At 64.2% G+C, this 23,042-nt stretch carries 17 protein-coding genes; 5 read left to right on the top strand and 12 right to left on the bottom strand.

The genetic code is table 11. The annotated features are described in order from the left end of the window. Positions 1-52 precede the first annotated feature (52 nt). The 4 genes from HXS66_RS03045 to HXS66_RS03030 all read right to left on the bottom strand — a co-directional run bounded on the left by HXS66_RS03045 (position 53) and on the right by HXS66_RS03030 (position 4,189). Positions 53-1,612, bottom strand: a complete 1,560-nt coding sequence (locus HXS66_RS03045; RefSeq protein ID WP_255303071.1) for an ABC transporter permease — start codon at positions 1,610-1,612, stop codon at positions 53-55. After that, complete coding sequence (locus tag HXS66_RS03040) at positions 1,602-2,327, bottom strand: ATP-binding cassette domain-containing protein (RefSeq protein ID WP_176492897.1); 726 nt, start codon at positions 2,325-2,327, stop codon at positions 1,602-1,604. Before HXS66_RS03040 ends, HXS66_RS03045 begins: the two co-directional genes overlap by 11 nt. A gap of 3 nt (positions 2,328-2,330) precedes the next feature. Further along, positions 2,331-3,212: a putative selenate ABC transporter substrate-binding protein gene (locus HXS66_RS03035; protein ID WP_084209792.1), complete on the bottom strand. Its 882-nt coding sequence runs from the start codon at positions 3,210-3,212 to the stop codon at positions 2,331-2,333. 119 nt (positions 3,213-3,331) lie between these two features. Next, complete coding sequence (locus HXS66_RS03030) at positions 3,332-4,189, bottom strand: MurR/RpiR family transcriptional regulator (protein ID WP_077371737.1); 858 nt, start codon at positions 4,187-4,189, stop codon at positions 3,332-3,334. A 372-nt stretch (positions 4,190-4,561) separates the two neighbouring features. Between HXS66_RS03030 and zwf the strand changes: the two genes are divergently transcribed. The 3 genes from zwf to HXS66_RS03015 all read left to right on the top strand — a co-directional run bounded on the left by zwf (position 4,562) and on the right by HXS66_RS03015 (position 7,500). Further along, positions 4,562-6,052, top strand: a complete 1,491-nt coding sequence (zwf, locus tag HXS66_RS03025; RefSeq protein ID WP_077371740.1) for a glucose-6-phosphate dehydrogenase — start codon at positions 4,562-4,564, stop codon at positions 6,050-6,052. Between the two features lies 1 nt (position 6,053). Further along, on the top strand, positions 6,054-6,755 hold the full coding sequence (gene pgl / locus HXS66_RS03020) for a 6-phosphogluconolactonase (protein ID WP_255303070.1): 702 nt from the start codon (positions 6,054-6,056) through the stop codon (positions 6,753-6,755). An 82-nt stretch (positions 6,756-6,837) separates the two neighbouring features. Beyond that, entirely contained in the window at positions 6,838-7,500 is a 663-nt protein-coding gene (locus HXS66_RS03015) for a bifunctional 4-hydroxy-2-oxoglutarate aldolase/2-dehydro-3-deoxy-phosphogluconate aldolase (RefSeq protein ID WP_077371743.1), read from the top strand. Between the two features lie 220 nt (positions 7,501-7,720). Here HXS66_RS03015 and HXS66_RS03010 read toward each other — a convergent pair whose 3' ends face one another. From HXS66_RS03010 to HXS66_RS03000, 3 genes are all read right to left on the bottom strand, one after another. Further along, positions 7,721-8,815 carry a ketopantoate reductase family protein gene (locus HXS66_RS03010; protein ID WP_176502816.1) on the bottom strand — a complete coding sequence of 365 codons (1,095 nt, stop codon included), beginning with the start codon at positions 8,813-8,815 and terminating at the stop codon, positions 7,721-7,723. A 45-nt stretch (positions 8,816-8,860) separates the two neighbouring features. Next, on the bottom strand, positions 8,861-10,975 hold the full coding sequence (locus HXS66_RS03005; RefSeq protein WP_176502815.1) for a DNA topoisomerase III: 2,115 nt from the start codon (positions 10,973-10,975) through the stop codon (positions 8,861-8,863). Between the two features lie 70 nt (positions 10,976-11,045). Continuing rightward, complete coding sequence (locus HXS66_RS03000; protein WP_077371752.1) at positions 11,046-12,953, bottom strand: hypothetical protein; 1,908 nt, start codon at positions 12,951-12,953, stop codon at positions 11,046-11,048. Positions 12,954-13,207: 254 nt separating this feature from the next. Here HXS66_RS03000 and HXS66_RS02995 point away from each other — a divergent pair, with 254 nt between their 5' ends. Further along, complete coding sequence (locus HXS66_RS02995) at positions 13,208-14,167, top strand: homocysteine S-methyltransferase family protein (RefSeq protein ID WP_240499581.1); 960 nt, start codon at positions 13,208-13,210, stop codon at positions 14,165-14,167. A 107-nt stretch (positions 14,168-14,274) separates the two neighbouring features. Continuing rightward, the gene (locus HXS66_RS02990; RefSeq protein ID WP_176502814.1) at positions 14,275-16,101 is read left to right on the top strand and encodes an SEC-C domain-containing protein; all 1,827 of its coding nucleotides are present in this window, start codon (positions 14,275-14,277) and stop codon (positions 16,099-16,101) included. 192 nt (positions 16,102-16,293) lie between these two features. Here HXS66_RS02990 and HXS66_RS02985 read toward each other — a convergent pair whose 3' ends face one another. The 5 genes from HXS66_RS02985 to HXS66_RS02965 all read right to left on the bottom strand — a co-directional run bounded on the left by HXS66_RS02985 (position 16,294) and on the right by HXS66_RS02965 (position 23,037). Continuing rightward, positions 16,294-17,538 carry a hypothetical protein gene (locus HXS66_RS02985; protein WP_176502813.1) on the bottom strand — a complete coding sequence of 415 codons (1,245 nt, stop codon included), beginning with the start codon at positions 17,536-17,538 and terminating at the stop codon, positions 16,294-16,296. A 70-nt stretch (positions 17,539-17,608) separates the two neighbouring features. Continuing rightward, complete coding sequence (locus HXS66_RS02980; RefSeq protein WP_176502812.1) at positions 17,609-19,066, bottom strand: WecB/TagA/CpsF family glycosyltransferase; 1,458 nt, start codon at positions 19,064-19,066, stop codon at positions 17,609-17,611. After that, a complete protein-coding gene (locus HXS66_RS02975; protein WP_176502811.1) occupies positions 19,063-20,145 on the bottom strand; it encodes a glycosyltransferase family 2 protein in 1,083 nt (360 codons plus the stop codon). Before HXS66_RS02975 ends, HXS66_RS02980 begins: the two co-directional genes overlap by 4 nt. Further along, complete coding sequence (locus tag HXS66_RS02970; RefSeq protein ID WP_176502810.1) at positions 20,142-21,524, bottom strand: oligosaccharide flippase family protein; 1,383 nt, start codon at positions 21,522-21,524, stop codon at positions 20,142-20,144. The genes HXS66_RS02975 and HXS66_RS02970 overlap by 4 nt, the downstream gene beginning before the upstream one ends. A gap of 139 nt (positions 21,525-21,663) precedes the next feature. Then, complete coding sequence (locus HXS66_RS02965) at positions 21,664-23,037, bottom strand: O-antigen ligase (protein WP_218015135.1); 1,374 nt, start codon at positions 23,035-23,037, stop codon at positions 21,664-21,666. Positions 23,038-23,042: the final 5 nt, after the last annotated feature.

Genomic DNA, 23,042 nt, shown 5'->3' with positions numbered 1-23,042 from the left:
AGGGAAGTGACTGCTTGCACATGAATCGAATGCAGGTCAGCAAGGAGTGAGGTCAGCGAACGCAGCTGTCTTCGGCGATTTCATGCGTCGGACGCAGACGGCGCGCGACGCTGTCTACGACGATATTGAGTATTGCGGTCAGCAGCAGCAATGCAAAGGCCTGGTCGAACATCAGGTACTCGAAGCTCGAATCGATGTGGAAGCCCAACGTTGCCACGCCGAGCATGCCGAGAATCGCCGTCTCGCGAATGATGGTCTCGGCGCGATAGAAGAGCAGTGCGAACATGCCGGGCGCGACTCTCGGGTTGATCTCATACAGCCAGCTTTCCAGTCGTCCGCGGGGCTTGCCGGGCGGCAGCTGGATCTGGTTGGCATGCCGTGCACACAGAAAGGCGATGATGGCGCCATTGTGCAGGGACAGTGCCAGCCAGGCAGGCAGGAGCGAGGGGCCCAGCAGCAGCAGCAGAATGAAGGCCAGCATCAGCTCAGGGGTGGTGCGCAGGAAGATCATCAGCCCCTGAGTGGCCTGTCGGGAGGCGCGATTGCCCACATGTCGGCTGGCCAATGGCCACAGCAACATGGCGATCAGCAGGCTGCCTGCGGTGCCCAGCAGACCGAGCAGCAAGGTGTTGCCCAGCGCGGACAGCAGGTGGGGCAGATGGCTCGCCCAATCCAGCAGATCAGCAAGTAGCTGGCCGGAGATCAGTGATTCGACGCTGGTATTGACCAGCGGCGCTGGCCAGATGTCGTGGCTGAGGAAGCGCCACAGCAGTGTCGGATTCACGTCCGGCCATGGCCCCAGCCACCAGAGACTGGCGACTCCCAGAAGGGGCAGCAGGCGACGATGTCCCCACCATGGCAGCGTCGCGATCAGCAGGTAGAAGATCCACAGCAGGGCGCCGGCTTCATGGTAGCGCCCTTCGCGGAAAGCACTTTCCAGATAGAAGCCCAACGTCGGCAAGCCGACGAAGCCCAGCAGGACGCTGGCGCGTAGCGCACACTCGAAACGGTAACGGGTGTAGCTCGCCAATCGCGACCATGCCAGTGGGAGTTCTGCATACACGAAGCACATCAGGCGTGATGTGGTGGCAGGCAGAGCGCGGCGCGGTGCCTGGGGGACCTGTTCCAGTATCTCGGCGTAGACCTTGGCGAAGGTTGCCGCGTAGGGGATGGTGATCGCGGCCAGCGCCGTGATGGCGGACAGGCCGAATACCTGCAGCAGCAGCAGTGCCCAGAACAGCTCATGCACGGCCCGCAGGCCGGCGCAGACAGCGCGCAATGCTCGTGAGCGGGAGTAGAGCAGCGCAAGGGGCAGTCCCAGCAGCGCCCCCAGCAGCGTCCCCCATAAGGCGAACGCCACCGTCAGGATCAAGGCATGCACTGGTGATTCCAGTGCACTGGGGGCCGGCATCACCAGGCCATTCAGCATGCGGCCAAGCTCCTGCCATGGCTCCCGTGAGGTAATGGAGAGATCACCGAAGGGTGCCAGTATCAGCATGGCAGCCAGCAGGCCGATACCGAGCCGAAGCAAGTGTGAGCCTTCACTGCGCGCCTGCCACCAGCGTGGCGGCTTGCGCAGTCTGGAGAGCGCGAGGCCGGGATCAGTCGACATCAAGTGGCTCACTGCTGGCGGCAGGGTAGAGGCAGTCGAGGTCTTGCGGCTTCAGGTCGTCGGTATTGGCGTCGAGCAGCACCTTGCCGTTGCCGTTCTCATCCTTGCCCAGACCGATGACACGAGTGAAGTGAGTGAGTGCCAACTCCTTCTGGTGAAGCGCTACCACGCTGGTGGCATGGCGAGAGTGAATCCAGTGGATCAGCTGGCTGGCCTGATGCGGGTCCACGCTCGCCACAGGCTCGTCCCCGAGAAACAGATCATGTCCCTGATAAAGTGCCCTGGCGATGGCCACCCGCTGACGCTGTCCACCGGATAACGCCTCGACCGAGCGCTCCATCAGGCCGGCGATGCCCAGAGGTTCACATACGGCGGCGACTGCCTGCCAATGAGCGGGCCTGGGGCGCAGCAGATTGAGCAGGTTGGTCAGCGACGATTGCTGATCCAGCCTGCCCATGAAGATGTTGTGATACACGGAGAGCTGAGGCACCAGTCCTTGACGCTGAGGGCACCAGGCTGCAGGCGTACCCTGCTCGTGCAGGGCGCTGCGCAAGGCTTCCAGCAGCGTGGACTTGCCCGCACCGCTGGCGCCAAGCAGAGCGACGCGCTCGCCATGCTCGAGATGAACGTCCAGATCGCGCAACACCACCTCGGCGCCATGGCCGAGGTGGTGTCGTGACAGGTGCAGCAGGGGAGAGGGTGTTGCCTGGGTCATGACTCAGCGCAGCAGACCGAGTTGCTCGCCAACCGTCTTGATCGGGGCGTAGTCATCATTGCTGGCCGGGATGAAGCCGGAGCGCGGGAAGCTTTCCAGCAGGTCCGGATCCTTCATGTCCAGCAGCGCCTGAGTGAGGTGCTGCGTGAAGTCCGCACCGTAGTGGCTGTCGGCATCGCCGCGCACTGTCCACTGATAGTCGGGGTAGGCCGGAGTTTCCCACAGTACCTGGACCTTGGCGGGATCGACCTTGCCATCCTTGACGGCGGCTTCCCACACGGCGTAGTTCACGGCGCCCACGTCGTAGGTGCCGGCGGCAACCAGCGCGATGGTGCGTGAGTGATCACCGGAGAAGCCGACGCGCGAGAAGACCTTCTCGGGGGCGTCATCGAACTGTTCGCGCAGATAGTATTCCGGCATCAGGCGCCCGGAAGTGGAGGTCTTGGCACCGAAGGTGAAGGAGTGGCCTTCCACGGATTCGGGCAGCGTCTCCAGCGGCGTCTGTGCATCGCCGGCCAGCTTGAGATCACGTCGTGCGATGAAATAGCTGCGGAAGGCGGCATCTTCCACACCCTGGGCGATCGCCTGGGAGCCCGGCACCAGCTGGCGGGCCTGGACACCGGTGAGGCCGCCGAACCATGCCATCTGGATCTGATCATTGCGGAAGGCACTGACCGCGGCGCTGTAGGACTTGACCGGCACGTACTCGACATCCACCCCGAGCTTCTCTTCCAGGTAGTCGGCGACCTTGTCAAAGCGCTCCACCAGACGCGACTCATCTTCATCGGGAATGGCAGTGAACTTGAAGGTCTCGGCTTGCGCCAGACTGATGCTGAAAGGCAGGGCAGAGAACAGGGTCAGAGCAGCAGTGGCCAACCAGCGCATGGGGGCTTCCTCGGCATTCACGACATGGGAGATCATGCAGCCAGCGGCCGCATGCAGGTTCATGGCGCGTATTGTTGTGCCTTGGCGGCATCGGTGCAAGTCCACCGCTGCTTGAGCCGTCAGGATTCCGGCGGAAAACGGGTGTCCTTGAGGCTATCCTTGATCTTCTTGAGGTGATGCTGGAAGTCCACGCCACGCCTGAGCGTCACGCCGGTCGCCAGCACATCGATCAGAGCCAGATGGATCATGCGCGAAGTCATCGGCATGTAGATGTCGGTGTCCTCCGGTGCCATGACTTCCAGCACCTCGGTACACTCGCGCGCCAGCGGAGAGTCCGGCGCGGTGATGCCGAGCACGGCGGCACCGTTGCCGCGCGCCAGCCTGGCGATATCGACCAGTTCCCGCGTGCGGCCGGTATAGGAGATGATCACGATCACGTCACCGGTATGGCAGGCGGCCGCGACCATGCGCTGCATCAGCACGTCTTCATAGGCCATCACGGGCAGATTGAAACGGAAGAACTTGTGCTGGGCATCTGCCGCCACCGGCCCGGAAGCCCCCAGGCCGAAGAAGCAGATCTGCTTGGCCTGGCTCAGATAATCCACCGCACGTTCGATGCGCTTGGCATCAAGGGCGCGGCGCGCATCATCGAGAGCGGCAACCGTGGCGCCAAGTATCTTGTCGCCATAGGATTCGGCGTCATCATTCTGCTCGACGCTGCGCGAGACATAGGGCGTGCCACCGGCCAGACTCTGGGCCAGCTTGATCTTGAAGTCCGGGAAGCCCTTGGCGTCGAAATTGCGACAGAAACGGTTGACGGTCGGCTCGCTGACCAGCGAGGCCTGAGCGAGTGCCGCGATGCTCATTCCCGTGGCGGCCGACGGATCTGTCAGAATGACGTCAGCGACCTTGCGCTCTGAACGATTGAGGTCGTCGAGACGTTCGCGGATGCGGTTGATGAGGTCGTGTACTGCCATTCGCCGATTACCTTGCCATTGTGTAGTGAAATAACTACGTAATCTGGGCATCCTAGCCTCACTCGTCTGGCAGGCCAAGCATCTCTTTGCCTCGGACGATGCTCCAAGCTCAGTGAAACGTCCGCTGGCTACCACTTTTAGGTAAGTTTACCTACTTGTTGGGCGATTTGTCTTGAGAGAGCGCGACGTTATCGCTACATTTGTTGTTAATATAACCAGCCATGTATCGCCACAGCCGTCCCGGTGTCCCACATGCCTCTTGAAATCCTGCGTGCTGCGCCCCTCGCGTCGCGCCATCGGAGATTCAGGGAGGGCACCACCGTATCGGCCAGCCAGGCATGCAGGGCAGTTTCGACGGGAGAAATCGGCTGCATGAGTTCCGACACCATTCCGGGCGTGGATATTGCCCTGTTCGGCGCCTTGGGCGACCTCGCCAAGCGCAAGCTGTATCCAGCCCTCTATCACCTTGATCGCGATGGTCTGCTCGACAAGGCAACTCGCCTGATCGGCTTGGCGCGTCAGGACGTCAGCCTCGAATCCTTCAAGGAAACCGTGCAGGCCTCGCTCAAGGAGCGCGTCAAGCCGGAGCATTTCGAGAAGGCTGCCATCGAGCGCTTCCTCGCCCGTATCAGCTACGCCGCGCTGGATTTCAGCACGGTGGAAGGTTACTCGGCCATCGCCGACTGGCGGGTTGACGCCAAGGGCAAGCCTTCGCCGCGCCCGCTGATGATCTACCTCTCCGTGCCGTCACGCATCTATGGTGACATCAGCAACAACCTGCAGGCCGCCGGTTGTCTGGATGAGAACTCGCGTGTCGTGGTCGAGAAGCCGATCGGCTCCGACCTGGAAAGCTCCGGTGTCATCAACGATGCCATCGGCGCGGTATTCCACGAGTCGCAGATCTATCGCATCGATCACTATCTGGGCAAGGAAACCGTTCAGAACCTGATCGCACTGCGCTTCGCCAACCCGATGTTCGGCAATCAGTGGAACCAGAACCACATCTCCCACGTCGAGATCACCGTGGCCGAGAAGGTCGGTATCGAGGGACGCTGGGGCTACTTCGATCAGGCGGGTCAGCTGCGTGACATGGTGCAGAATCACCTGCTGCAGCTGCTGTGCCTGATCGCGATGGACCCGCCGTCCAATCTGGACGCCGATGCCATTCGCGATGAAAAGGTCAAGGTGCTCAAGGCCTTGCGCCCGATCACCGGTGAGCGTCTGAACACTGATCTGGTACGTGGTCAGTACATCGCGGGTGCCGTCGATGGTCAGCACGTGCCGGGGTATCTGGAAGAAGAGGGCGCCAATACCGAGTCCTCCACCGAGACCTTCGTGGCTTTCAAGACCGAAGTGTCAAACTGGCGCTGGGCAGGCGTGCCGTTCTACCTGCGTACCGGCAAGCGCATGCCCGAGAAGCTGTCACAGATCGTGATCCACTTCCGTCAGCAGCCGCACTACATCTTCGATCCGGACCAGCGCTCGCTGGCGGCCAACAAGCTGATCATTCGTCTCCAGCCCTCCGAAGGCATCTCGCTGCAGGTGCTGACCAAGGACTCCGGTCTCGACAAGGGCATGCGCCTGCGTCCGGGTCCGCTGGATCTCGACTTCAACAGCGCCTTCCCCAAGCGCCGGATTCCGGAAGCTTACGAACGTCTGCTGCTCGAGGTCATCAAGGGCCAACAGTATCTGTTCGTGCGTCGTGACGAGATCGAACACGCCTGGCGCTGGGTCGATACCCTCATCGATGGCTGGGAATCGCGCGCTGCCACGCCGCGTCGTTACCCGGCGGGCTCCTGGGGGCCGGTCTCCTCCATCGCGATGATCACGCGTGATGGTCGCAGCTGGTATGAGGAGTATTGAGATGGCTGTCGACATGACACAGAGCACCACCCAGGACCCGCGCCAGCAGACTGCCGAGTCGCTGGCCGAGTATCTCGCAGCAGCACTGACCGCTGACCTGGCGGCGTCGCCTGAGGCTCGCGCACTGCTGGTGGTCTCCGGGGGCTCGACGCCCAAGCCGTTGTTCGCCGCATTGCGTGACAAGCCGCTGGACTGGTCGCGTGTGGACATCACCCTCGCGGATGAGCGTTGGGTGAGTGAAGACGCCGACGACAGCAATGCCCGTTTCGTGCGTGAGCATCTGTTGAAGGGCGCAGCCGCTGCCGCGACCTTCCATCCGCTGACCAGCGCCGAAGCAGAGCCAGAGGCGGGTTGCGAGGAAGTGAGTGCTCGCATCGCGGCACTCTCCTGGCCGGCCTCCGCGGTGATTCTCGGCATGGGGGGCGATGGTCACACGGCTTCGCTGTTCCCGGATGGGGATCGCCTCCAGGAAGCGCTGACCAGCCGTGATTGCTGTGTGCCGATGCGTGCCCCCAGCGTCCCGCAGGCGCGCATCACCCTGAGCCTCGAGCGCTTGCGCCAGACGCGCCGTACCGTGCTGCATCTGACGGGCACCGACAAGCAGTCCGTGCTGTCACGTGCACTGGGCGATGTCGAGGCCGTCAGCGAGTTGCCGATCCGCGCCTTCCTGTCCGCGCCCCTGGCGCTGTACTGGGCCCCCTGATCCTATCGGCCACGGCGCTATCAACCACATCAGCGCCGTGGCGTACTAGACAACATCAGCGCTGCGGCGCAAGGAGAACGCCATGAGCTTCGAAAAACAACTTCCCTCGACGCGCACGACCGAGATCGACAGCATCTGCCAGAAGGCTTCCGTGCTGCCGGTGATCGCCGTCGAGCGCATCGAGGACGCCGTGCCGCTGGGCAAGGCGCTCTATGAAGGCGGCTTGACCGTTCTCGAGGTCACCCTGCGGACTGACTGCGCTCTCGAGGCGATTCGCCGCATGCGTGAAGCGCTGCCCAATGCCAGCATCGGTGCCGGCACCGTGCTCACGCCGGAACAGTATCGCAAGGTGGAAGAGCTGGGCGTCGATTTCGTCGTCACGCCGGGTACTACCGAAGCGCTCTATCAGTATGGCGTGACCAGCAGCGTGCCGATGCTGCCGGGCGTCGCGACCGTGTCCGAATTGATGACCGGCTGGCAGTACGGCTACCGCCGCTTCAAGTTCTTCCCGGCCGAGGCCGCGGGTGGCGTGAATGCCATCAAGTCCTTCGGTGGCCCGATCAGCGAAGCACGCTTCTGCCCGACCGGCGGCATCACGCTCAACAATGCCGGTGACTATCTGGCACTCAAGAACGTGATGTGTGTCGGTGGTAGCTGGGTGGCGCCGCAGAAATTGATCGATGCAGGCGACTGGGATGGCATTCGTGAGCTGGCGCGCGAAGCGTCCGAGCGTTTCCACCACTGATTTTCGCCAGGTCAGCGGGTTGCCATACGGCAATCGGTGGCCTGACGCGCAAGACCGAACATTGCTGCTCTCTCTCGACAGCTTGGCTGTTGCTTGTGACCCGTCTCTCGCGAGGCGGGTCTTTTTTTGGCCGAATGCCAGAGAATGGCGTCGAGGCGGGCCAGCAGTCACAGGTCTGAGGTTATGGCTAAGGAGGGGTCGGGGATCCAGCGCTAAGCGCTCAGGGCTGTTGACTGCTCAGGTGAGTGTGGAGTTGCTCGAGCAAAGGCAGGTCATCGGTCAGTGACAGCCCGTGACGGAGGGCAGCGTGTCGCAACGGGCCAAGGATGGCCTCCACTTCCGTGGTGCGACCTGCCAGCACATCCTGAAGCATCGAGGCACGGTTGTTCGCCGTGGCACGGATGACCTGGTCGACCAGGGCCTGCCAGCCATTCGGTGGCGGGGCGATACCCTCGGCTTCCAGCACCCGAGTGATCTCGTCGACGGCCTGGCGCACCATCAGGGAAAAGGGGCGATCACGCAGCTGTCCATTGCGAATCCGAAAGCGTGCCACGAGTGGATTGATGGCGGCATTGATCGCCAGCTTGTGCCATAGGCGAGTGCCGATGTCGGCACTGACATGACACTCACGGCCAGCCGCCTGCAGCCAGGCAACCTGCCTTTCTGCGGCCGCCATGGCAGAGGAGGAGGATGTCGGGTCGGCCTGCGATGACCAGGTGCCCAGCCAGGTCTGGCCATGGCCGGCGTGTTGCACGGCCAGGCGTTCTGGGAGGGTGTGCGTGGCAAGCGCGGTCGATTCCGGAATCCAGGCACCCTCGGTCGTACTGGCGCACAGCAGTTGAGGGTGCTGCTCTGCCAACCAGGGTTGTGCGCTCAGTCCGTTTTGCCAACAGGTAACTGGTGTCCGTGAGTCTATCAGCGGCGAGACGTGTGCCCAGGCAGACTCAATGGCATGTGACTTGGTGGCCATCCAGATCGCGGCAGGTGGCGGATATGGCAAGGTTTCCAGCTGGTCAATCGAGGTATAAGTTATCTCTGAGCTAACAGCTTGGCCTTCTGGTGAGGTCATGTCGATCGTCACCATCTCGCTGACGGATGCCCGGCGACCCACCAACAGAAGGTTTGGCAATGTGCTCCTTCCCTGCGTTGCCATTTCGCGCAGGCGGGCGTGAGCGAGCGTGGCCGCCAGCAATCGACCGATGGCCCCGGGGCCGACGATCCACAGCCAATCGCCTGCAACGGCAAGACGCTGGGAAAGTGAATCGAAAGCCGTCGAGAGTGTGTGATTGTCGTCAGCCGGCGTGGAAGTCGTCATGCGTGATTTCTCATCATGGGTGAGCGGGCACAGAGGCGAAGTGGCTCATTGGCTGGGGGATTTGCGGCGGGAGCCGGCCGGCTTGCGAGTGCCGCTCGAGCGTCGGGTGCTGCCGGAGCCGGCTTCCTTACTTGTGCCGGTCTTGCTCGTACTGGTCTTGCTCGTGCCGGTCTTGCTGCGTCGAGAGGTTCCGCTCTTGCGCCGCGCACCATTGCCCTTGCGTGCCCCGGAATTCTTGCGCGGTGTCGCGCCACCCACACTGGCCAGCGCAGCGCTCAGGCGGCTGGCCGAGCTGTCAGCCAGCAGGGCACGCAGGTCATCGACCAGTTCGCTCAGAAAAGGCGCTGCCGGATCGCCCTGCTCGTGAATCATGCTCAGGCGCTGCTCCCACAGGGCGGTACGTTCGGGGCGGGAGACGGCGTCCGGCAGCGCATGGATCAGGGCGCGACCGATACGCGTGGAGCGCATGGCCTGGCCATCGCGCACCAGGTAGCCGCGATTGATCAGTGTCTCCAGCATGCCCGCACGTGTCGCCTCGGTGCCCAGGCCATCCACATCACGTAGCGTCCGGCGTACCGCATCATCTTCCACGTAGCGGGCGATGTTCATCATCGCCTGTATGAGACTGGCATCATTGAAGGGCTCCGGCGGGCGGGTCTCCTTCTCCTCGATACCGCAGTCGAGCACGCAGGCCGGCTCGCCTTCCTGCAAGGCGGGCAGAGGAGGCGGGGTCTTGTCGTCTGCCGGGGCCTTGTCGTCGGATGCCTGTGCCGCGCGCTGGAACAGCACCTTCCAGCCTTCGTCGATGACGCTGCGGCCACTGGCGCGGAAGGGCTCCTTGGCGAAACGCAGCTCGACCTTGACCTCACGATAGCGGTAGGCCGGATAGAACTGGGCCAGCACGTTGCGGGTGATCATACGGTAGAGGTTGGCTTCGTCACGCGACAGGCGTGCGTAGTCCGGCTCGCGCCCTGTCGGTGCCAGGGCATGGTGGGCGCTGACCTTGGCGTCATTGAAGGCGCGTGAGCGCAGGCTGAAATCCGCGCCGCCACTGAAACGCTCAAGCTCTTCATCGCCACTGCAGGCACTGATCATCAGATTGGCCATGCCGGCATGATGCTCGCGGGGCAGGTAGCGGCAATCGGAGCGCGGGTAGGTGATCAGCTGATGTCGCTCGTAGAGGGCCTGGCAGGTGTCGAGCACCTTCTGGGCCGGCAGGCGATAGCGTCGAGCGGCATCGACCTGAAGCGCCGAGAGCGAGTAGGGCAGCGGCGCGGGCTGGGACTTGTCGCTGGCCTCGACGCTCTCGACGTGACCATCGCCCGGGGTCTTCAGTGTCGCCAAGTGGCGGGCGAGGCGCTCGGCGGGGCGGCTGTCCAGCAGGCGGCCCTTGTCATCCAGTGGCAGTTGAGTGCCCTTGGCCGCGAGTCGTTGCAGCCACGGGGAACTGGGGGCATGCCACCAGGCCTTGAAGCTGCCGGTCGCCACGCCGGCCTCGATCCACAACGGGAAGAAGGCACGCGGCTCGAAGGTCTCGATCTCCTCGTCGCGACGCACCACCAGCCCCAGCAGCGGTGTCTGCACGCGCCCCACCGACAACACGCCGTCATGGCCGGCCTGACGGCCCGTCAATGTCCAGGCGCGTGTCAGATTCATGCCATACAGCCAGTCGGCGCGCTGGCGGGCCAGCGCGGCTTCGTACAGGGGTTGCCAGCGCTGATTGTCATCCAGCTTGTCGAGGGCACGCGTGACGGCGGGGCGGTTCATGTCGCTGATCAACAGGCGTTTGACCGGCCCACGCCAGCGCATGTGCTCGAGCACTTCCTGCACCAGCAACTGGCCTTCGCGATCCGGGTCGCCGGCATGTATCACCTCGTCAGCCAGCTTGAGCTGTTCTCGAATGGTCTTGAGCTGGCCGCGTGCCTGACTGCGTGGCTTGAGTTTCCACTGTGCTGGAATGATCGGCAGATGATCCAGTGACCAGCGCTTGAAGCGCTCGTCATAGTCGTCCGGCGGCGCCTGTTCGAGCAGGTGGCCGATACACCAGGTGACGCGAGTGTCTCCGGCATCGATATAGCCGTCGCGCTTGCTGCTGCGCCCGGGTAGGGCCTCGGCGATGGCGCGGGCGAGGCTGGGCTTTTCGGCGATGATCAGGCGCATCGGTCATCCTGGCGGTCAGTGGCACGTTGCATGGTGATCCATACAGTATGCCGCTGGCACGGCGCGGGGATCAATCGTCGTCGAGGGCACGGCGTGCCTGAACGAGCGCACGATACCAGTCGCGGTTGGCGGTCTGGATCAGCGGCGGGCGGTTGGAGAGGTAGCTGATCGGGTGGTGATCCGCCGGCTGGTAGTTGCTGAGCATGTTGAGCGTCGCCTCCCGCGCCCCGAAGGTGTCGCGCAGGAAGTCGATCGCCAGCGGTTCCAGTTCGACGCGATAGTGACGCACCAGCGCGATGGCCAGCGATTCGGCGGTACGTGACAGGTCGTCGTCGATCTCGCGCACCATGGCACTGCCGAGGGCCGCCTTGGCGGCGGCGGACTGGTTGGGCTCCAGCTGGCCGAAGTAGGCGGCATTCGAGCCATTGATGGCGCGCTGGACGGCCGGGCGTGAGAGGTGGATGTGCGGTTCGAGCGCCAGGGCGATCTCGATCGCCATGGCCTTTGCCTTGTCGACGCCGACGCGCAGGATCGTCTCGCGGGCCTGAGAGGCGATCTCGCTGTCGACGCGCTTGATGTGACTCTTGCTGAGGTGATCCGCCAGGTGCTTGCAGACCTCCGCCTTGGCCTCGTCATCCAGCGCAATGGTCTTTTCCTGGATGCGCAGACCGCGCCGCCCCGGCCCGACACGCAGGCGCGTGGCATCGTCGGACATCTGCGAGGAGATATTCTCCCAGCGCTTGGACATCTTGAGGAAGACGGCGTGGCTGCGACCGACCTGCTCATAGGCACTGGTGACCGTCTTGTAGAGGCGAATGGCGTTGGTGAGGATGTCGGCGCGCGTCCGCAGGGCGCTGCGATGTTCACGGTCGCCCTCGTTGACGGCGATCGCCAGGTGCGTCACCTGCTCGGCGAGCGCGTCCATGGCCTGGGTGGAGCGCTCCAGCAGTACCTCGGCCCTGAGCCCGGAAGCGGCATCTTCCACCAGAGTGCCGGACTGCTCCGCCAGATAGACCGTCAGCGCCTTGAGGCGTGAAAGCCCCGTCGCCTGGCGGATGCGGTAGCGGGAGCGGGCGTGCTCGAGATTGTCCAGCGTGCGAGCCAGCTTCCAGCGTCCACGATATTCGAAGGTCAGCAGCGGGATCTTGCGTCCGCTGATCAACTCGAAGGCCAGGATCAGCATCTCCTCCACGTCCTGCATCGTCATCAGCAGGTCGTTGTCCTGCTCGATGGCGGCCAGCACACGCTCTATGAAGTTCTCGTCACGAGGCACGCCCTTGTGCAGATCCGGCGCTCGGCCCTCGAAGCGCTCGCGCAGCAGGCCGATGGCCTCGGGCGCCAGCTCCGCCAGCTCATTGAACTGGGGCTCGAGCCATTCGCGGTTCAGGGTGTTCATGTCGCGGATACGGGCGTGCAGACCGATGCGACGATAGACGTCGATCTGACTGATGATGCGGGCGGCATCACGATCATCCAGCAGCTCCAGCGCCGCCAGCTCCACGCCTTCCGGTGCGAGATCCTGCTTGCGCAGCAGCATGGCAGCGGCTTCACGGCGACGGGCATCACCTTCCAGGCTCTCGACGATCAGGTTGCGCGTGGCGAGGATCAGCTCAGGCACGGTATCGATGACGCGCTCGATCTTGGCCTCGGTGCGGTCATAGCGGCGAGAACTGGTCAGGTTGTGGGCGATGTTGGCCACGATCCCCGCGACACCGGTGATGACGGTGTAGGAGATGAAGAAGATGTAGTTCTCGAAGGTGGGTTCCTTGCCATACCCGAGCAGATAGCCCCCCCAGGCACCGATCAGCGTCACCGGGCCGGCCGTCCACAGGATCTGCATCAGACTCACTGACCATGGCACGCGCTCGACGGCCTGGGTGATGCGGCGAATCTCGTCCCGGCCTTCACGCTCAAGACGCACCTGGGGTGCATCATTGGCAGGGTTGGCGCGGGGACGAAAGAGACTCGGCAGCAACAAGACAGACTTCCTTCAATCAATGGGGCACGTCCGCGGGACGCGGCATGGGCTTGCTAGGCAGGCAGGGGCAGCGCAAGGGATCGCTGGCGAAAGGCGCTGCTAACAGTAGCACTGGCGACCCATTTCGCTCCAGTGAGCGGCACGCCGTCACGCGCCTGACCATGCTAGAATTTCGCCGCGGCTGACAGCCAGGTGTAGGCCGCCAGTTCATCAGTTCAGATGCTGCAGAGACATCGAATCGCTCAGGAGGTCGTGTGGAACAAGTCGCAGTAACGGGGGCGCCAGCAGGGGAAGGGGCGCGCGCCGGGGATGTCGTGCTGCTGGACGGCGGCATGGGGCAGGAGCTGGTGCGTCGCAGCGGTCGTGAGCCGACACCGCTGTGGTCCTCCCAGGTCATGCTGGATCAGCCCGAGCTGGTGCGTGATCTGCATCTGGATTTCATTCGTGCCGGCTCCCGGGTCATCACGCTCAATACCTATACGGCCACGCCCCAACGCCTGACGCTGGCGGGAGTCGGCGAGACCATCGGCGCCGTGCATGCGGCCGCTGGCAAGGCGGCGCGGGATGCCATCGCCCTGAGTGGCGAGACGGATATCCGCGTGGCCGGTTGTCTGCCGCCGCTGGTCGCGACCTACCGGCCCGATGTCGCACCGGATCAGGAAGAATCGCTGGCCAGTTATCGCACCCTGGTGGCGCTGCAGGCGCCCTTGGTCGATGTGCTGCTCTGCGAAGCGCTGTCCTCGCATGACGAGGCGCAGGCCGCCGCCACTGCAGCGCTGGAAAGTGGCCTGCCGGTGTGGGTCTCGTTGACCGTGAAGGACGATCTGAATGCGACCCTGCGCAGCGGTGAGCCGCTGGCGGACACCGTCGCCATGCTGGAAGCGCTCGGCGTGGATGCCATTCTGATCAACTGCAGTGCGCCGGAGGCCATTCAGGGCAGCCTTGACACGCTGCTTGGCAGTTCGCTGCCGGCGGGCGCCTATGCCAACGGTTTCACGTCGATCGCGGCGCTCAAGCCCGGCGGTACCGTCAAGGACCTCAAGGCGCGCGAGGATCTCGGGCCCGAGCAGTATGCTGCCCATGCGCTGGGCTGGGTGCAGCGGGGACTGCGTATCGTCGGCGGCTGCTGCGAGGTCGGTCCGGCGCACATCGCCTGCCTGTCCGAGCAGCTCAAGGCGGCCGGTCATCGCTGTGTCTCCCGACTGGGGGAGTGAACGATGAGGCGTGAGGCATCATCGTGATAGACTCCGCCTCCTGCTTCGCAGGCCCCGTCGGGCGCCATGTCCGCGGGGCCGTGAAACGTTTTTTCTAGGGAGATGCCATGCTTGCCGAGTGGGTCGAACGGCTCTTGAGTTACGCCAGTGGGGCACTTGATGCCATCCGCTCTGATGAATCCTTTCCTGCCTTCATGCAGTGGGCGCATTCGGAGGGGGTGAATTACAGCGGTGGTGATGAGGCGCTGGCGGTAGCACTGGCACCGGTGCTGTGGAGCCAGACGCCGCTGGTACGCCTCGATTTCGCCTGCGAGCCGCTGGCACCGCCCGGTCGCAACGAGCCCTGCTGGTGCGATTCCGGCCGTAAGTACAAGCAGTGCTGTGACAAGGTCCAGTTGCCGCCGATACCGGAGCACCTGATGTGGATGCTGTCGCTGCGCGAGTTCAAGGGCGAGCAGCTCAAGGCCGCATTGGCTTCGCGGCTCGCGCCGGCTCAGGCGCTGCTGGAGGCGGGACTGATCAGTGCCGAGGCCGGTAGCCGCGGGCGTGCCCAGCAGATCATGGAAGCGTTGTTTGACACCAGTGACTGGTCGCGCCTTCCGGAGCAGGCCGAGCCTGGCTTCGAGCTGCTGCTGGATCTCTATCAGGAGCGCGGCTTCACCCGCAAGAAGGCCCTGTTGCTGGATGAGGTGCTGGAGCGTGGTCCCGCCTTCCTGCGCGGTGTGGCACTGGAGCATCAGTGCCTGCTGCACCTGGACAGTGATGACCTCGGCTCGGCGCGAGCCGCCTTCGTCCGCGCGCAGCAGACCCTGCCGGACTCGCCGACGCTGGCCTACATCGAAGCCATGCTGCTGCTGCATGAAGGGCAGCCGGAAGAGGCGCAGGAGCGTGCGCGCTTCTGGTGGCGGCGTCTCTCCAAGCAGAAGGATATCGAACCGGGGCAGCTGGAGTTCCTGGCTGATCTGGCCGAGAACCCGCGTGCGACGCTCGCCGAGCAGATGGTCAATTCCGACGAGTCACTCTCGGATTCACTGGCCTCGCTGCAGGCGTTGTTTGAGGTGATCGAGCACCCGTCGCGTCTGGCGCTGGAGACTCAGGACGACGGCAGTCTGCTGTTTCGTCAGAATGCCGAGCAGGCGGTGACACTGGGGCTCTGGGAAGCGGTATTCCCGGCGCGGATCGAGGAAGAGGCAGCGCTGGCGCTGGATGTCGACCCGTGGGAGACCCAGGACCCCAACGAGTGGCTGCAACAGCTGTGTGCCAGTCCCGAATGGCTGGATGTTCCTGCGGTCTGTCAGGGATTGATCCTGGCGCTGGCCAGTCGTTTCGGCAGTCTGCCGTGGATGTCGGACACCTTCTTCGTGCCGTTGGCGCGTCGTTTCGAGCGCTGGCTCGACCAGATCGAACAGGCCGGCGGCCTGCTGCGCTGGGAGGATGGTGACAACGCCCAGTTGCTGCGTTGTGGGCTGGGACTGGTGATCGGCATGGAGCGCGGTGAGCGCGAGCGCTCACGTCAGCTGGCGGAGCGCCTGCTCAAGCTGGACGAGGAAGACAGTCTCGGTCTGCGCGAGCTGGTGCTGGATCAGCTGCTGCGCGAAGGCCGCGATGATGAGGCCGTCACCCTGGCGGAGCACGATATCTCACGCCGTGCCCTCGAGGATGAAATGCCGTTGCTGGGCATTCTGATGGGGCATGTGCTGGCACTCTATCGTCTGGGACGTCAGGCGGATGCCGAAGAGGCACTGGTGATCGTGCGCGAGGCCAACTCCCATCTGATCAGCCTGCTGGTGGTGGAGCACCCGCGACCGGTGAGTCTGGCGGTGGAAGCGCCGGAGCCCGGCACGCGAGGCGAGGCCTGGCAGTATCGCACCCTGATGCGCGATCAGTGGAAGCGCAGCGAAGGCGCGCTTGCCTGGTTGGCCAAGCACCGCTGAGCCGGTGTCAAGGGTCGCTCATGCTGCCTGACGAGTGATCGCAAGCGCTCACATGACATGGCCTCGTGTGCCAAGGTCCCGTATGACGAGGCCCGAAGGAAAAACCCCCGCAGTGCTTAGGCACTGCGGGGGTTTTTTGTACCTCGCCTCGTATCGTGAGGCGGGCTCAGGGGGATGCGTGTAGAGGGGCGATCACTGCTGCTTGCCTTGCTGGCGCAGCCGCCAGGCTTCCCGCAAGGCTGCGCGCAGGCCCGGGGTCTGCCCGACCTGAATGGCCTCCAGCGTCGCGGCGAAGGCGTCCGGCGTGGCACGCCAGTCAGGAGGCTGGAGAGCCCCGGCGCTGCTGACGCCGACTCGGTCCAGTGGGGGCGGGGCATGTTCCGGCAGTATGCCCAGCAAGCGCATGTGACCGTTCTGTACCTGGCGAAGACGATGCACGAGCGCCTTGTGGCGCGCTCCCAGAGGCCGGACCGCCACGCTGATCAAGCCGGCCAGGAGACGTTCCTGCCATTGAGGGCGTGCCGGGTTGCGATAGGCCACGCCACGCTGAGAGGCTGCTCCCGCCTGGCGTCGGTCCTTGAACCAGTGGGGGGCGCGCTCATCGAGTGCTTCCCCTTCAAACAGGATGCCGGCGGTCATCTGTTGACCACCATGCACACGGGTGAAGGGCAGGATGACGCAGTCCTCGAGCATGGCGCCTTCTTCCACATAGCTGCCCTGCTCGACACAGCAGCGTCCCTGCAGCAGCACGCCGGGCTCCACATGGGTGGTGATGCCGGCAAAGCCTCCGCTGAGGCGCGATTCATCCAGGCGCGTCGCGCCGGCGGCATAATAGACGTGGTGCAGGTCCTGCTCGCCGGGTAGCACACCGCGCTCCCCATGGGGTGACAGGCGTGTGTCGTCGGTCGCCAGAGCCTGCATCACCAGAGCGTGGTAATGCGACAGCGAGCCCAGCAGGGCTGGCCCCAGCCGGGAGTTGTCGCGCACATCACGCCAATGCAGTCGGCCAAGGGCCGGGTCCTTGAGAGAGGATGGCAGGCAAAGCGGTGCCTCAAGCGTCATGGCCAGCTCACTGATGTCCAGACTGTCGGGCCTGAACCACTCCGGCATCAGCAGTACATCGGCGCGCAGTACCGGGGCGGGCAGGGCTGCCATGGCCCCGAGGCGCTTGAGCTGCTCGCGCGGGTCGCGCTCCCCGGGCATCGGCAGGATGTCGAGCTCGATCCCCCAGCGTGAGCCATCGGCGAGTCGTGCCCGGAACCATTCGGGGTCACGGGCGATGATCAGACTGATATGCGTCACGCCGCGCCCGACCAGCAGATCGAGATTGCGTTCCAGCACGCTGCGGCCGGCGATCGGCAGCAGGGCCGGAGAATAACGGCGGTCAATCGGTGCGATCTCCTGACCGAGGCGGTCTGCCAACAGGATCACATGCATCGCAGACCTCCTTGGCATGCATCGTGAGAGTGACGCGCTGCAGGGCGCGTGGCGAGGTGGGTATCACGCATCAATAGGCTCCGCGACTGGTCAGGACGGCAGGAATCGTGCGCAACAGCAGCTTGATGTCCTCCTTGATGCCCTGACGGTGCAGGTAGAAGAGATCCAGATGAATCTGTTGCTCGAAGGACAGATCGGAGCGTCCGGACACCTGCCACAGGCCGGTCAGCCCCGGGGTGGCATCCAGGCGCATGCGGGCGCGAGCCTCATACAACGCCACCTCGCGGGCGAGCGCGGGGCGCGGCCCCACCAGCGCCATCTCGCCGCGCAGCACGTTCCACAGTTGCGGCAGTTCATCGATGGACAGCTTGCGGATCACGCGTCCCACCCGCGTGATCCGCGGGTCCTGCTTCATCTTGAACAGCACACCGCCCTCACTCTCGTTGGCGGCCTGCAGTTCACGCAGGCGCTCTTCCGCGTCGATATACATCGAGCGGAACTTCCACAGCTTGAAAGGCTTGCCATGCCGACCGATGCGCTCCTGTCCGAACAGGATGGCCCCGGGGGATTCCAGGCGAATGGCCAGCAGAGTGCCCAGCAGCAACGGTGACAGCACCAGCAGCACACCGCTGGCGCCGACGATGTCCATCGTGCGGCGTGCGCGTGGGGTCAGCCAGTTGCTCACTCGCCATCGAAAATGTCGCCAGTTGGAGCGTGACTTCATCCACAGGCCTCGGCCGGGGATGGCCTCCTCGCCATACTTGCGCACGCTCAGCAGGAAGCTCGGATTGCCAAGCACATAGCGCTTGAACATGCGGCGTGGCTCCATCAGCAGACGCCAGGCCCACTCCATGCCAAGCTTGCGCACGACACCTGGCGCACGCGGAATGCGTTGCGAATAGAAGTCGAACAGACCGCCGACGCCCATCACCACTGGCACCTGGAGGCGCTCTCGGTGTGCAGCGATCCATTTTTCCTGAGCGGGCACGCCCATCGCCACCAGCAGCAGGTCAGTGCCCTGATTGATCTGTGCCAGAACGTCCTCGATGATTTCCGGCCCGATGAAACCATGGTGCACGCCACTGATCTCCAGATCTGGCCAGCGCTCCTTGAGTTTCTCCGCCATCCGCTCGGCGACGCCTGGCGCGGCCCCGAGCAAAAACAGCCGCTTGTCATCCTCGACCAGCATGTCGCACAGATGCGGCAGCAGGTCGGTGCCATTGAGGTTGGCTTCCAGCTCCTGGTCGAGCATGCGGCAGGCCAGTTTCACGCCACTGCCATCCGGCAGCAGCAGGTCGCTGTCATGCAGTACCTGCAGGTAATAGCGATCATGCTGTGCCACGTTCAGGCAGTGCGCATTGACGAAATTGACCGTGCGCGGCTGCGGGTCGCTGATCCAGCTCCTGAGCAGGCGCAGACAGGTCTCGAGACTGGTGTTGACGAAGGGCACGCCCAGCACCTTGACGTGAGGCAGTGTCCTGACGTGCTCAGTGGTGAAAAGCGTCTGGTCGATGGATTGACTCATCATGGCGACTCCGCTTCGTGAGCGTCCTGCTGGCGTTCTGGCGTGACGGACCGTGGGCGTGGATCACTGTCGATCTTCTTCTTCTGGGCCTTGCCGATGATGCCCTGGGCGAGCCCTTCACAGCGCAGATAAAGGCGCTCGGGCATCACGCGCAGCATCAGTGCGGCACCTGCCGTGGCCGCAGTGCGGCCGAATTCGGCCTTCCAGATGCCTGGCCAGGCCTTGATGGCGCGGCGGACATAATCCCAGGCGGCCTTGCCGTCACGCAGTCGAATCGCCTGGCGTGCCAGATAGCGCAGCTGGTAGGCCTGGGCGCGGGGATACCATTGTTCGATGAAGTCGGGCGCATAGGCGCGGGTCAGCTCGACGATCGCCAGCCAGCTCTGGTACTGGCGCTCCAGTTGTGCCGAAAGCCCGCCTTCATTGAGGCGGTAGCGGGTCAGCGGCTCGGGAATGCCTTCCACCGTGGTGCCGGTCTTGAGGGCGATGCGTGTCCAGCACTCGATGTCTTCGCTCTGACGCAGGCTTTCATCGAAGTAGCAGGGCAGCACGCCACCTCCCTTGACCTCACAGTCGAAGGCGATGGCCTCGAGAATCTCGCGGCGGATGACTGGCGCCGAGCCATTGCCCACCGGGTTGCGACAGAACAGCAGCCCCGGCGTGATGTCGGTCAGGCTTGGCATCTGGTAGTAGTCCAGCGGTGCGCCATCGATATCGATGAAGGCCGAGCGCGAGAAGGACAACCCTACCTCGGGGCGTGCCTCGAGGTGCTCGCGGTGGCGCGCAAGTTTCGCGGGCTCCCAGATGTCATCGGAGTCGAGGAAGGCCAGATAACGGCCCTGTGCGGCGCGCACGCCGGTATTGCGGGCCCCGGCCAGACCGCGATTGACCGGATGAGAGATCAGTGTGATGCGCGGGTCGTCATAGGCCTCGCAGATCGCCCGGCTGCCATCGGGGGAGCAGTCATCGATGATGAGCAGTTCAAGATCGCCATCCTCCTGCGCCAGCACGCTGTCGATGGCGGCCGTGACGAAACGTTCGACGTTGTAGATCGGCATGATGACCGAAAAGGTCGGGGTCATGGTCTGGCCTCCTGGACGTCCCTGTCTGGGGAAAGCGATGCGGTGGATGCTGCGTGAGGTGTGTCTGGCGAGTCTGGTGGCTGGGTCGATGTATGTGTCATCAAGCCGTCCTGAGCGAGGATCAGTCGGCGTGTCCACAGATAGCCGGGCAGGGCGGCCAGGCTGATGCCGACCAGAATGCCGGCCGCGACGCCGTTGATGCCGAAGGGCACGCCAGCGAACATGCCGGCGCCGAGCATCAGCGTCATGAAGATCTGCAGTTTGAGGTCTGCCCCGGGCATGCCCTGGGCGCGCAGCAGCTGGCCGCAGCTGTCGAGCAGAATGCGCGGCAGGGCCGAGAGGCAGATCAGGATCAGGATCGGCAGGGCACCACGCTCGACCCAGGCCTCCCCGAACAGGATCGGCACGTACCAGGGCGCCAGCAGGCTCTGGGCGATGATGGCGGGCACCGCGACCAGCGCGAACAGGCGCATGCCGTGGTGCATGCGCGCCAGTCGCTCACGCGAGGTCATGTCGCCACACAGCTGCGGGAAGATGGCGGTGGAGTAGGCGCGCAGGAGGCCAAGGCTGATACCGAGTCCGGCATTGAAGGCGAAGAAGTAGACCCCGAGCACGTCCATGGCGAACAGGGCGCCGACCAGCAGGTAATCCATCTGCTGACGTAGCACCGAGACCACCTCGACGCCCATCATCGGGCGCGCGAAGCGCATCAGCGGACGCGACCACAGCGTGGAGGGGCGCTCATCGATGCGCCATGACTCGCACCAGCGGTAGCTCAATGTCCAGATGGGCGTCACGATCAGTTTGGGCAGGATCAGCGCCCAGAACCCGGCTCCCATGGCGGCCAGCAGCATCACGCCGAGTGCCTCGCCGATGCTCTGGCCCATCTCGATGCGGGCCGTGACGTGCAGGCGGTTGCTGCGCAGGATGCGCGCCGCGTTGATGGCGGCGGGGGGCAGAATCGGGAAGATCAGCGCCAGCGCCATCAACGGCAGGGTCAGATCGGGAGCGTCATAGAGGTAGGCCAGCAGCGGGGCCAGTGCCATCTGCAGCGCCATCAGGCCAAGGCACACCACCCAATTGAACCAGTAGGCATCGCGGCACAGACGCTCATACCCGTCGCGACCGGCCTGTACCAGGGCAGGCACCACGGCGGCATTGGAGATGGCGTGCATGATCTCGTGTGCGGTGAGCACGATGGCGGCGATACCGAAGGATTCCGGCGCGATCATGCGTGCGGCCACCAGGGTGGCACCCAGTCGGGCGATGCGGTGAACTCCTTGCGACATGCCCATCCATGCCAGGTTGCGGATCAGTCGGCCATTGCCGCCTTCTCCGCCACCTGACAGGCGTGTCCTGAGTCGCGTGATCACTCCCATCGCCTGGCTCCCTGCCTTGCCGTGCCCTGTGCAGGCATCTGATCTTGTCAGTCATGCGGATTGATGACTTGTGTCGCCACTCTAGCGCAATGGACTGATGAATTGGCGTGATCTGACGCAGTCCTGTTCCACTATCGGGTCATTTCGCTGCATCACCGTTGCCTGCGCTGACGGGGTGGGCATCGGGCTCGGGATGAGATGCCTCCACATCCACCGACCCCCTGTTGTGGATATGCCCCTCACTGGCGGGCAGGTTCGCCAGCTGGTGTGCCTTGCCGATCAGGATCAGTCCCGGCCAGATCAGATAGGCCAGGATCTCCAGGTTCTCGCCGAAGGAGTAGACGAACAGCAGCCCGACCATGATCAGTCCCAGCTGCACGACAGGCCGGCCGACCACGAAGCGCAGCAGATGCAGCAGGCTGACCAGCATCGGAATCAACAGCGCGAACAGACCGAAGATGCCCTTGACGAACAGCAGTCCATACCAGCTGTGGTGCGAGCCGATCGGCATGTACTCCACCAGGTGCGGGCCGCGCTCGACGATGCCGTGACCGAACCACGGTGCCTCGTTGCGCCAGCGATCCACCGCGATGCGCCCGAGCGCGGCGCGCACGCGGGTCGAGTCCGCCCGTGAGCCCTTGAAGGCGGCGATGAAGTTGTCGATGGCTTCCAGAATCGGCGCGCCGAGAAAGCCGCCGATCAAGCTCACGCCGGAGAAGCTGAACCACAGCCACGGCTTGTGCAGGCGCTTGAGCAGGAACATCCCGGCGCTGATCAATACCAGCGACACCAGCGCCATGCGCGAGCCGGACATCAGAATCATCAGCACGCTGCCACCGATGCCGATCGCCTTCCATATCGGGTGCTTTTCCAGCAGGGCGCAGGCGAAATAGATGCTGGCGACAAAGCCCACCGCCGGTGCCCAGGGGGTGAAGAGTCGCCAGCGTGGCATGCCGCTGCCGGGGTCGATCTCGTAGAGGGAAACGGCGAAGAATTCCGGTCCCGGCCCCCCGATGGCCTGCAGTGGCGAGACGAAGGGCACCTGGGGCAGCCCTGCCAGCCAGGCGCCGACGAACACCGGCAGCAACAGCATGGTATGCAGGCAGACGTGCATGGCCGCGCGGATGATCACCGCCGGGCGGATCGCCAGGCAGCCGATGATCGGGAAGACCGCCAGCAGCGCCCAGCCCTTGGCCCAGCCGATGGAGGACTTGATCAGCTTGCCGGTGCCCAGATTCTCGATCAGATGGCCGGCCAGCAGCGAGAATTCCATCACCAGCATGCCGATGATCCATACCCACAGTGGCCAGGGGAGGCGCGGAAAGCGTTGACGGCCCTTGAGGTGCAGCCAGGCGGCGCGCATCACCAGAGACCAGGCCAGCACCGGGGCCAGTACGTAGAGTCCACCGATCAGGTAGAACAGGTAGGTCGCGGTGATCGAGAACCAGATGATGCGCTCTTCCGGGGTCTCGGGGCGGACATCCGCCTCTGGCCCGGCCTTCAGGGAAAACATCGGCG

The sequence above is a fragment of the Cobetia sp. 5-11-6-3 genome, from assembly GCF_013374055.1.
Taxonomy (GTDB): Bacteria; Pseudomonadota; Gammaproteobacteria; order Pseudomonadales; family Halomonadaceae; genus Cobetia; species Cobetia marina.
The sequence above is the reverse complement of the archived record's forward strand: the minus strand, read 5'-3'. Positions and strand labels throughout refer to the sequence as shown.

Excerpts from the sequence above, each read along its gene's own strand:
- HXS66_RS03015 (WP_077371743.1), top strand. The coding sequence starts at position 6,838 with ATGAGCTTCGAAAAACAACTTCCCTCGACGCGCACGACCGAGATCGAC.
- HXS66_RS03045 (WP_255303071.1), bottom strand. The coding sequence starts at position 1,612 with ATGTCGACTGATCCCGGCCTCGCGCTCTCCAGACTGCGCAAGCCGCCA.
- pgl (WP_255303070.1), top strand. The coding sequence starts at position 6,054 with ATGGCTGTCGACATGACACAGAGCACCACCCAGGACCCGCGCCAGCAG.
- HXS66_RS03005 (WP_176502815.1), bottom strand. The coding sequence starts at position 10,975 with ATGCGCCTGATCATCGCCGAAAAGCCCAGCCTCGCCCGCGCCATCGCC.
- HXS66_RS02965 (WP_218015135.1), bottom strand. The coding sequence starts at position 23,037 with ATGTTTTCCCTGAAGGCCGGGCCAGAGGCGGATGTCCGCCCCGAGACC.
- HXS66_RS03030 (WP_077371737.1), bottom strand. The coding sequence starts at position 4,189 with ATGGCAGTACACGACCTCATCAACCGCATCCGCGAACGTCTCGACGAC.
- HXS66_RS02980 (WP_176502812.1), bottom strand. The coding sequence starts at position 19,066 with ATGATGAGTCAATCCATCGACCAGACGCTTTTCACCACTGAGCACGTC.
- HXS66_RS03010 (WP_176502816.1), bottom strand. The coding sequence starts at position 8,815 with ATGACGACTTCCACGCCGGCTGACGACAATCACACACTCTCGACGGCT.
- HXS66_RS03040 (WP_176492897.1), bottom strand. The coding sequence starts at position 2,327 with ATGACCCAGGCAACACCCTCTCCCCTGCTGCACCTGTCACGACACCAC.
- HXS66_RS02975 (WP_176502811.1), bottom strand. The coding sequence starts at position 20,145 with ATGACCCCGACCTTTTCGGTCATCATGCCGATCTACAACGTCGAACGT.
- HXS66_RS02970 (WP_176502810.1), bottom strand. The coding sequence starts at position 21,524 with ATGGGAGTGATCACGCGACTCAGGACACGCCTGTCAGGTGGCGGAGAA.
- HXS66_RS02990 (WP_176502814.1), top strand. The coding sequence starts at position 14,275 with ATGCTTGCCGAGTGGGTCGAACGGCTCTTGAGTTACGCCAGTGGGGCA.
- HXS66_RS03035 (WP_084209792.1), bottom strand. The coding sequence starts at position 3,212 with ATGCGCTGGTTGGCCACTGCTGCTCTGACCCTGTTCTCTGCCCTGCCT.
- zwf (WP_077371740.1), top strand. The coding sequence starts at position 4,562 with ATGAGTTCCGACACCATTCCGGGCGTGGATATTGCCCTGTTCGGCGCC.
- HXS66_RS02985 (WP_176502813.1), bottom strand. The coding sequence starts at position 17,538 with ATGCATGTGATCCTGTTGGCAGACCGCCTCGGTCAGGAGATCGCACCG.